Source organism: Streptomyces mesophilus (genome assembly GCF_011044995.1).
Lineage (GTDB): Bacteria > Actinomycetota > Actinomycetes > Streptomycetales > Streptomycetaceae > Streptomyces > Streptomyces mesophilus.
The window spans coordinates 17896-27376 of sequence record NZ_JAAKZW010000102.1 but is presented as its reverse complement, the minus strand read 5'-3'; the positions used below and the strand labels follow the sequence as shown (position 1 = coordinate 27376).

At 70.4% G+C, this 9481-nt stretch carries 5 protein-coding genes, 1 tRNA gene and 2 pseudogenes; 3 read left to right on the top strand and 5 right to left on the bottom strand.

Going from position 1 to position 9481, the window contains the following annotated elements; genetic code table 11:
• From G6045_RS22710 to G6045_RS22700, 3 genes and pseudogenes are all read right to left on the bottom strand, one after another.
• Positions 1–194, bottom strand: a pseudogene (locus G6045_RS22710) (protein phosphatase 2C domain-containing protein); the annotation flags it as partial.
• Between the two features lie 135 nt (positions 195–329).
• Positions 330–401, bottom strand: a tRNA-Pro gene (locus G6045_RS22705).
• Positions 402–419: 18 nt separating this feature from the next.
• Complete coding sequence (locus G6045_RS22700; RefSeq protein ID WP_165333895.1) at positions 420–1025, bottom strand: 3'-5' exonuclease; 606 nt, start codon at positions 1023–1025, stop codon at positions 420–422.
• Positions 1026–1151: 126 nt separating this feature from the next.
• Between G6045_RS22700 and G6045_RS22695 the strand changes: the two are divergent.
• Positions 1152–1792, top strand: a pseudogene (locus tag G6045_RS22695) (dihydrofolate reductase family protein).
• A gap of 25 nt (positions 1793–1817) precedes the next feature.
• On the opposite strand, the gene G6045_RS22690 reads toward G6045_RS22695, so the two are convergent.
• Complete coding sequence (locus G6045_RS22690; RefSeq protein WP_165333894.1) at positions 1818–2195, bottom strand: hypothetical protein; 378 nt, start codon at positions 2193–2195, stop codon at positions 1818–1820.
• 118 nt (positions 2196–2313) lie between these two features.
• Here G6045_RS22690 and G6045_RS22685 point away from each other — a divergent pair, with 118 nt between their 5' ends.
• Both G6045_RS22685 and G6045_RS22680 read left to right on the top strand, forming a co-directional pair.
• Positions 2314–4485 carry a hypothetical protein gene (locus G6045_RS22685; protein WP_165333893.1) on the top strand — a complete coding sequence of 724 codons (2172 nt, stop codon included), beginning with the start codon at positions 2314–2316 and terminating at the stop codon, positions 4483–4485.
• A 225-nt stretch (positions 4486–4710) separates the two neighbouring features.
• Positions 4711–5448 carry an alpha/beta fold hydrolase gene (locus G6045_RS22680; protein WP_165333892.1) on the top strand — a complete coding sequence of 246 codons (738 nt, stop codon included), beginning with the start codon at positions 4711–4713 and terminating at the stop codon, positions 5446–5448.
• A 108-nt stretch (positions 5449–5556) separates the two neighbouring features.
• On the opposite strand, the gene G6045_RS22675 is transcribed toward G6045_RS22680, so the two are convergent.
• Positions 5557–9363, bottom strand: coding sequence for a S8 family serine peptidase (locus tag G6045_RS22675; RefSeq protein WP_165333891.1), 3807 nt, complete (start codon positions 9361–9363; stop codon positions 5557–5559).
• Positions 9364–9481 lie beyond the last annotated feature (118 nt).

The window sequence follows — 9481 nt, the reverse complement described above, 5'->3', positions numbered from 1 at the left end:
GTGTCCTGATACCCGGGCAGGGCGTCCTGCTCCCCCTCCCCGGCCACCGTGTCCGCCGCCGACGCGAACCGGTCGTCCAAGGATTCGGGGCTCGCACTGGGTCCGGCGTCGTCGGCGGAGTCTCCGTACAACTCCCCCCACCAGTCGTCCCCGTGGCCTGCGGTGCCCTCGCGCCTGTCCCCCTGCTGGCTCATGCCCCTATTGTCCACCGCACGGGGCATACGAAAACGGGGCATCCCGAAAATTCTCGGCGTGCGGCCCACCGAGCGGTGCTCAGGATGGGCACATCAGCACGGCTCCGGGAGCGCCGGATCCCGTCTCGTTCATAGCCGACACGGCAGGTCCTGCCCCCGCACCCTCCGGGTCCCGAGCCCGGTGCTCTGCTGTTGAGCTACGTGTCGTCGGTGTGTGACGTTCCCTCAGGGCTCCCATGCCAGGAGGTTGTTGCACAGGTCGGCCTGCTCGATGGCGTCGTCGAGCGCGTGGTGGGTGTGGCGGCGCGTCGACAGGAGCTGCCGGGGCATCGTGCCCTTGGCCACCGCTCGCAGCGGGACGTTGGCCTTCGTCGCGTACAGGGACTTGAGGTCCAGGCAGCCGGAGTGCCCGAAGGGGCTCTCGCCGGTGAAGCGGAGCAGGTACCAGTAGAGGAACGTCCAGTCGTACGAGGCGGGATAGCCGGCCATCACCGGCTGGGCTCCCGTGGCGACCTCGCGTACCCAGGCGGTGAACTCGGCTAGTGCGGTGGCCGGTTCGGCGCCCTCGCGGACCAGGCGCGCGCGGTCGAGGCCGCTCACCGCGAGGGCCTCGGGGACGAAGTCCTCGCCGATGGGGCGCAGCTCGCGGTAGAAGGTGCGCTCCTGCGGGTCGTACGGGAGGTACGTGCCGTCGGGCTCGTGCCGGCCCGCGACCGCGGCACCGAAGCTGAGCATCGAGTACGGGCCGGGGATCGGGCCGTCCGCTTCGATGTCCACGGAGATGTACAGGCTGGGTCTGGCCTTTCGGCGGCTTCCGTGTGGCGCTGACATGCCCCAGAGGGTCTCAGGGCGGGGCTGCGCACGGCATCCGGATTTTTCCGCGCGCGGATGTCGATTCGGGCAGGCTCTGTTCGACGCATGGGTGAGAGCACGACACCAATCCGAGAGGTGACGGACATGCCCAAGGTTCGCGTACACAACGTGACGGTCTCCCTCGACGGCTTCGCCGCCGGGCTCAACCAGCGCGAGGACGCTCCGTTCGGCGACGGCGTCGGCTGGGGCGACGAACTGCACGCCTGGTTCGTCTCCGCGTCCGAGGACGCCGCCGCGGGGAAGACCGGAATCGACGTCGACTTCTATGTCCGCGGCGATCAGAACATCGGTGCCACGATCATGGGCCGGAACATGTTCGGACCGCGGCGCGGCCCGTGGCAGGACGAGAGCTGGAGGGGCTGGTGGGGCGAGAACCCGCCCTACCACCACGACGTCTTCGTGCACACCCACCATCTGCGCCCCGCGCTGGAGATGGACGGTGGAACGACCTCTTCCACTTCACCGACGAGCCACCGGAGACGGTGCTGCGGCGTGCGTTCGAGGCCGCGGACGGCAAGGACGTCCGGATCGGCGGCGGCGCGGCGGTCATCAACCAGTACCTGCGGGCCGGGTTGATCGACGAACTCCATCTGGTCATCGCACCGCTGCTCATCGGCCGCGGCGAGCGGCTGCTCGACAACCTGGGCGACGGGATCGAGGGCTACAAGGTGTCCGAGATGGTCAGCTCACCCACCGTCACGCACACACTCCTGGTCCGCCGCTGACGCCTCGCGGTGGACCTCGGCTCACTCAGTCGACCCACCGAGCGGCAGCCTCGTACATGGTGGACGGGGAGCGGTTGAACGCGATGGCGGCGGTGGGCACGTGACGGTGGATCAGGTTGATCACCTGCTCGAAGAGGGCGAGTTGATCGTCCGACTGCCGCAGACCGCCGCCCACGACGACGCAGTCCCACGCATGGGGCTGCAGTGCTTTCGTGACGACCGCTGCCACGTCATCGCGTCCGTCGAGGCCGATGAGGCAGGTCTCGACTCCCACGCCGTGCGCGGCGAACTCGGCCAGGCCCTCGTCGATGGCCGCGGCCAAAGGTGCCGGGTCCCATGAACCGCCGATCCGGTACGGATCGAATCCGACGACGAGGACGCGGGGTCCGACGGGGGTCTCCATGGCCGCACGATAGCCGTCGTCCGGCGCGCGGACCGGGGGCGGGGCAACCACCGCTCGCCCGGTCCGCCCGGCCGAAATCCGCGTGCGCACACTTGTACCCCTCTGTCACGATGCCGGAATGTCCCACCCTCTGGAATCGCTGGTCATCCGCCACACCTACCGCATCCCCGCCCCCGCAGGGCCGGCCGGTCAAGGTGCCGTCGTCGTGCGGCAGTTGGACGGTGCGCTGATGTCCGTGGGGTTCAAGCTGTCGGCTCAGCTGCACGAGAAGCTGTCCGGGCTCGACGAGGGCGTGGTCGCCGAGCTGGCCGCGCGGACGCTGGCCGCCGTGCGGGAGATCGTCGGCGATCACGTGCAGCACAACGCGTACTTCATCGACTTCCCGCGGAACGTGCCGGACACCCTGGACTTCTGGATGCAGTGCATCCGCGAGGCGCTCGCCGACGAGAAGACCCGTGAGGGCACCCTCGAGCAGCTGAGCGCCGGGGTGGTGAATCTGCTGACGCTGCCTTCGTACGGGCGCTACCGGCACACGTACGAGGAGATGCTCACGCACCACGACGAGCTGATCGCGGCCGCCGGGGACCGGATGACCGTGCTGCACCTCGGCGCGGACGTCGAGACCGAACTCACCGCGCTCTACCTGGCGTTGGCTTCCAGCACCACGCCGCTCGGCGAGTCCGTCCTGGAGGATCTGGTGCGTCTGGCCGCGCACTGCGCGGACGGTCCGCAGCCCGAAGAGATCCCGGTGCGCGAGAACCGTGCCGTCATCAACCAGGTACGCGTGAAGACGGGTGCGGCGCCGCTGCTCGACACGGTCACCGACCTGCTGCGGCTCGCGTGCTCGCTGGCGGACGGCGATGTGTCGCTGGTGGAGCCGACCAAGTTCAAGAACCTGTCGCGGCCGCTGCGGCGGGCGCTGCTCGCCGGTCTCGACGCCGTGGTCGAGGCTTCGCCCGCGAAGCTCGCCGATGTCGCCGTGCACCGTGAGCCGTGGAAGCGGCTCGGTGAGCGGCTGCACCCGCACGAGTACCCGCAGTGGCCGTACGCCGCCCAGGTGTTCGCGGTCGCGCGCGGTGAGCAGCGGGTGCGGTCGTTCGCGAGCCGGACCGAGGAGCTGCTCGGCGCGGGTGATCTCACGGGGGCCGTGGAGCTGCTCAGGTCCGCGCCCGGTGTGCTGCTGCGGTCGGTGGACCGGCTGCTTCGCACGGCGGACTCGGACGAGACGCGGGCGCGCGTGCTCGACGCGGTGCGGGAAACGGCGCCGCAGGTGGCGGGCCGCGTCCTGCTGTCCGTACGGCAGCATCTGCTCAACCGGGGCGACCGACTCGAACAGGGCGGCGCGCGCCGGGTGTTCATCAACCGGCTCGGGCGTGCCTGGGTCACCGAGGACACCCGGGCCGCGCTGCCGACGGCGGCGAAGGAGCGGCTGAGCGCGGTGCTCGACGCCGAGATCGCGCGCCGGCTCCCGGACCCCGGACCCGTCCTGGTCGACCCGGATGTCCTGGACGTCGCTCTGCCGCTGAGCGGCAAGGCGGTCTCCTCCGGGATCGGTGTGCTGCCGCGCGGCTCCGTGTCGCCGGTCGAGGGTGAGCTGCTGCGCTTCTTCACGTACTGGAAGGAGCGCAAGGAGACCACCGACTACGACCTGTCGGCGGTGATCCTTGACGAGGAGTACGAGCAGGTCACCTGGCTCTCGTACACGCAGCTGACCGATGTCGAGGGCCGGCACTCCGGCGATGTCGTCGAAGCGCCCGACGGTGCTTCGGAGTTCATCGAGCTGCGTCTCGGGGCGGTGCGCGGGATGTTCATCGTGCCGCAGGTGCTGCTGTTCTCCGGTGAGAGCTTCCTGGACGTCGAGGAGTCCTTCTTCGGGTTCATGCTGCGCGAGGGCGAGCAGCGGGGCCGGCCGTTCGAGCCGCGCACCGTGCGGATGAAGTCGGATCTGCGCGGTCCGGGCCGGGTGGCGCTGCCGCTCGTGTTCCGGCGCGGCGAGGACGGGCAGTGGCGGGCGCACTGGCTGCACTTGTACCTGAAGGGATTCCCTGCGGCCAACCGCGTGGAGGAGACCAAGGTGACGGTCGAGACGCTGCTGCGCGGCATCGTCGAGCGGGAGCAGCTGACCGTGCGCTGGCTGCTTGAGCTCATGGGCGCCGAGGTCACGGTGTGGGACGGCGGGAGTCTGCCGGAGGGTCCGGTCACGTATATCGGAATGCGGCGTCCGGAAGGGCTGCACCCCGAGTCGCGGATTCTCACGCCGGAAAATCTGCGCGACGTGGTTCCCGAGTGACTGCTAGCGTGCAGGACATCGAGGCCATGGGAGAGCTTCCTTCTCTTCCCCGTAAGGGGTTCGACTGGTTTAGCGCTTCCGCTCTCCTCGACCGGTGAGGCCATGAGACGGCTTCCTTCTCACATCCTTCCTGTAGAGAATTAGTCATCTCGCCCTCCTCACCGACGACTTGGCCCCCGGACGACCGCCGGGGGCCTTCGTCATACGTCGTTACGCTCACATCCCATGGGCGAGATCGTGGTGGTGCGCGAGGGCTCCGGGCCCGAGGTCCTGCTGGTGCACGGCGGGGCGGGTCCGCGGACGACCTGGGGCGCGCTCGCGCCGCTGGCGGAGCGGTGGACGCTGGCCCGTGTGCATCGCCGCGGCTATCCGCCGAGCCCACCGCCCCAGCGGGGCCAGGACTTCGAGGCCGACGCCCTGGACCTGGCGCCGCTGCTCGCCGGCCGCCCGCACGTCGTCGCCCATTCCTACGGCGTCCTCGGCACGCTGATCGCGGCCGCCGCCACGCCTGTCCGGGTGCGCTCGCTCACCCTGATCGAGCCGCCGCTCGCGTACCTCGTACCGGACGATCCCGACGTGGCGCGGCTCGGGCGCATCGGCGACGCGGTGCTCACGCACGGGATGGATACGGACCCTTCGGTGCTGCGGGAGTTCCTGCGTATCGCGGGCGCGTCCGTAGGTGAAGGGCCGCTGCCGGAGGGTGTGGTGGCCGGGGTGCGGCGGGCGCAGGGTGCCCGGCTGCCCGGCGAGGCGCGCCCCCGGCTCGACGTGATCCGGGAGGCCGGGGTACCCGTGCTCGTGGTGTCCGGGGATCATGCGGCCGCGCACGAGCGGATCTGCGACGCGCTCGCGGCCACGCTCGACGGGAAGCGCGGTGTGCACCCGGGTGCGGGCCACTTCGTCGCGCGGGCGCCGGGTTTCGCCGAGCACCTTGCGGCCTTCCTGCACGAGAACGCCGCGTGAAGAAACGGCCTTCCTGCGCCGGCACGCCTCGTAGAAAAGAGGTCCGCCGGGCGGCCCCACCCCCCACGGGAAGGACGCCCGGCGGACCGGTCTTGCGGGTGACGGAGGTCAGCGCACGTCGTACGCGCGGACCACCGTCTGCGTGACGGAATGACCGTGGGTGTCGGTCAGTTCGGTCTTCAGCCAGACCTGCTTGCCGGACGCCCCCGCGTGATCCACCGTCGCGGTGCGGGTGTCACCCGAGCCGGAGATCTTCGCCTCGGTCCAGGTCGCGCCCTGGTCGTAGGAGTACGAGAGCTTCGCCGACGCGATGGCGCCCGGGGTGTAGCCCGCGTGTCCGGTGAGGCTGAGGCCGATCTTCTGACCGTCCGCGGCCGCGAGCGTCTTCAGACCGTCCTCGGGCAGCGCGTAGCGCGGGAAGAGGATGCCGAGCCCTTGCGAGTACACCGACTCATCGAGCTTCGAGCGGAACTTCCAGGTGGTCTGCATCTCCTGGGAGCGCTGCCAGACCCGCGCGTGGCCGCCGATCTTCATCAGGTTCTGGGTGAGTTCGTACGTGGCCTCCTCGGCCGGCACCTCGAAGACGCCGTACGGGAACCAGCTGTCGCCGATCACCTCGCCGTCCTTCTTCAGCTCCAGATTGCCGATGTCGCCGAACGCGCCCTGCTCACCGCTGTGTTCACCGTCGCCGTACACGGACGACTCGAAGCCGATCAGGTTGCCCTGCCGCTCGGCCGCGAGGGTCTGCTCGCCGTTCGCGTCGAGGCGGGCGCGCGGCGTGATCACGCCGTCGTACCAGCTCTCGGTGCGGGACGAGCCCGGCTCGTAGGTGCGGGTCCGGTCGACCATGAACTCGCCGAACGGGAAGGAGCTGGAGAGCGAGCGCTGCCAGGCCGCGTCGTCCTCGGTGGAGTAGAACTCGGTGCGCTTGCCGGGAGTCGGGACCGACTCGATGTCGCCGAAGAAGAACGTCCGGCCGTCCGGGCGGACCGTCGAGACGTTGTCGATGTAGTCACCGGCCACGCCCATCGCGTGGTAGGTCGTGTCGACCTTGCCGAGGCGGCTGTCGCGCACCCGGTGGGTGCGGTCGCGGTACAGCGAACCCTCGTCCGGGAACGACAGGTTGTACATGTACGGGCTCTTCGCCGTCGCCTTCCAGGCCAGCGTGACCTCGCCCTGCGCGAGCCTGCCGAGCAGGTCCTGTGCCTCGGCGGTCTGCACGGCGAGCGCGGGCAGCGGGCCGCCGGTGAAACCGGCGCTCGGGTACCAGCGGCCGGGTGCGTCGCGGTGGACGAGGATCGCCCGTGCGCCGGCCTTCTGCGCGTTCTGCATCACGGACCCCACCGAGGTGCTGCCCGCCGGCAGCTTGATCATCGCGATCTTGTCCTTGACGCCGGCGGCCGCGAGCTCCTCGGGCGTACCGGACTTGGCGTCGACGAGCTGCGCCTTGCCGGTGCCGTCCAGGTTCACGGACGTGGTGGACGCGGTGGTCGGGTGCAGCACCGGGCCGCCCTCGACCTTCAGCTCGTCGATCAGTGGGGCCGCGGCCCGCCAGTGGCTGCCCCACTCGAACTCGCCGTCGTCCGCGCGGCCTTCGACCGAGGCGTAGTACGAACGGATCGTGCGGCCGCCGGAGGCCGTACCGCCGTGCCACCAGTTCTCGCCCCACGTACGGCTGAACTCGAGGGTGGCGCCGCGCGATTCGACCGGCCTGTCGGTGTCGACGGACAGACGGTGCGCCTTGCGGGCGTCCAGGACGATGGTGGTGTCGCGCTGCAGGTCGATCTCCGGGCGCGCGAGATAGGTGAGCGAGTCGGTGGCCGTGGCGCCCTCGCCCGCGTCGGGGGTGGTGAGGTAGCCGGTCAGGAAGTAGGAACCGGCCCGCAGTTCGTACGTGAGGTCCGTGGCGCCCTCGTTGAAGCGCCGCTCGCCCTTGTGGACGTCGGTGGAGATCACGTCGACCGAGGAGGCGCCATCCGCGGGCTTGCCCAGGCGGTCGATCATCTTGATCCGCAGGGTGACGGTCTCGGGCTGGATGTAGAGCGCGAACGGCGTGGAGACGGTGGTGCCGCGGCTGGTCGCGACGACCCGTCCGGTGAGGTCGCCGTACTGGTTGGCGGCCAGGCGCGCGGTCGGGTCGATGGTCAGCGGGACCTTGACCGTGGCGCCGGCGGGCACGGTCACGGAGCGCTTGTCGAACTTCGCGACCGTGGAGCGGACGCGGGTGCCGTCGTTGCCCGTGACCCCTTCGACGGCGAGGTCGAGACGGATCGCCTGGTCGGAGTTGTTGGTGTACGGGACGTCGACGGTGGTCCGGTCGCTGCTGTCCTGCGGCCAGTTGAAGGTGCCGGCCTGCAGCGTCGGCGAGGAGACCACCTGCTGGTCGACGGCTCCCTTGACGTCGAGCAGGCCGCCGCCCGTCTCACGGACGTCTCCCGTGACGTCCGTGTCGGCGGAGGAGACGAGGGCGGCCTTGATCTGCTGCCCGCTCCAGTCGGGGTGGCGCTGCTTGAGGATCGCGGCGGCGCCCGCGACATGCGGGGTCGCCATGGACGTACCACTCATGGACTGGTACGCCAAGTCCCCGCGTCCGCCCGCGTTCGCCGCGGAGATCGCCACGCCGGGCGCGGTGATCTCGGGCTTGAGGGTGTGGGTGGCGAGGACCGGGCCGCGGCTGGAGAAGTCGGCGGAGACGTTCTCGCGGTCGACGGCGCCGACGGTGAGGACGCTCGGGGCGCAGCCGGGCGAGGAGACGGTGTTGTGTCCCGCGCGGCCGATGTTGCCGGCGGCGATCACGAACAACGTGCCCGTCTTCCGGGCGAGTTCCTCGGTGGCCTGGCTCATCGGGTCCGAGCAGTCGCTGGGGTCGCTGGTGCCGAGGCTCATCGAGACCACATCGGCCTTGGCGTCCACGGCGGCCCACTCCATGCCCGCGATGATCCACGAGAGGAGGCCGCTGCCGGAGTCGTCGAGGACCTTGCCGCTGAGCAGGTCGGTGCCGGGTGCGACACCCTTCTTCTTGCCGTCGCTGGCGACACCCGAGCCGCCGACCGTGGAGATGGTGTGGGTGCCGTGGCCGTCGCGGTCCTCGGCGGAGTCCGAGTCGGTGAAGTTCTTCAGCTCGGAGACGCGGCCCTTGAGGTCGGGGTGCTCGGCGTCGGTGCCGGTGTCGAGGACGGCGACCTTGGTGCCCTTGCCGTCGTAGCCGGCGGCCCAGGCCTCGGGGGCGTGCACCTGCTGGGTCGACTTGTCGAGGGTGGTCTCGACCTTGGCGTCCAGCCAGAGCTTCTTGAGGTCGCCGGCGATGGGGGTCCCCCCTGCTCGAGCGGAGCCGAGAGCTTGGGGGAGGGACTTGGGGTTGGTGAGGTCGGCCCAGAAGTCGGCGGCCTTCTCCTTGTCGGCGCTCAGCGCGACACCGTCGACCACGTCCAGTACGCGCTCACGCTCGGCGCCGCGCGGGGTGGCGGGCACGGAGCGGGCGATCGACCGGTCGTACAGGGCGATCAGGGGAAGGGACTTGGCGCTCGCGTCGTCGTAGCCCTGGCGTATCAGGGCGGTGACGTTGAAGAGCTGCTCGTCGACCTTGCCCGCGGCCAGCGCCTCGGTGGCGCTTTCGGGGTAGACGTACAGGTCCTTGCCGCTCTCGCGGGTCTGCAGGAACGGCACCGTGCCGTCCTCGCGCGGCAGCGCGGTGGCGGCGCTGCGGCCCGCCCCGTTCGTCGTCACCAGGACCCGGTCACCGGTGATCAACGTGACGGTGCGCTGCTGTGCGCCCTGCCCCTCGGAACGTGCGGCCTGGCTGCCGACCAGCGGCCGGTCCTCCTGCCGCGGCGCCGCCGCGGAAGGCGTCGCCAGAGTTGCGGCCAGCGTGGCGGCGGTGGCCACCCCCAGGGCCTTTCGGGATATCCGGCGCATACCTCTCCCTCACATGGAACTGCGGTGGCGACACATTGGCAGAGAGGCCCCTGGTGCAGGGATGATGTGGACGGGCGGGTTCCCGCCGTGGCTCTTTCCCGCCACGGAGGGTCTGTCC

Coding starts and splice junctions, on each gene's coding strand:
- G6045_RS22680 (WP_165333892.1), top strand. CDS start 4,711: ATGGGCGAGATCGTGGTGGTGCGCGAGGGCTCCGGGCCCGAGGTCCTG.
- G6045_RS22700 (WP_165333895.1), bottom strand. CDS start 1,025: ATGTCAGCGCCACACGGAAGCCGCCGAAAGGCCAGACCCAGCCTGTAC.
- G6045_RS22675 (WP_165333891.1), bottom strand. CDS start 9,363: ATGCGCCGGATATCCCGAAAGGCCCTGGGGGTGGCCACCGCCGCCACG.
- G6045_RS22685 (WP_165333893.1), top strand. CDS start 2,314: ATGTCCCACCCTCTGGAATCGCTGGTCATCCGCCACACCTACCGCATC.
- G6045_RS22690 (WP_165333894.1), bottom strand. CDS start 2,195: ATGGAGACCCCCGTCGGACCCCGCGTCCTCGTCGTCGGATTCGATCCG.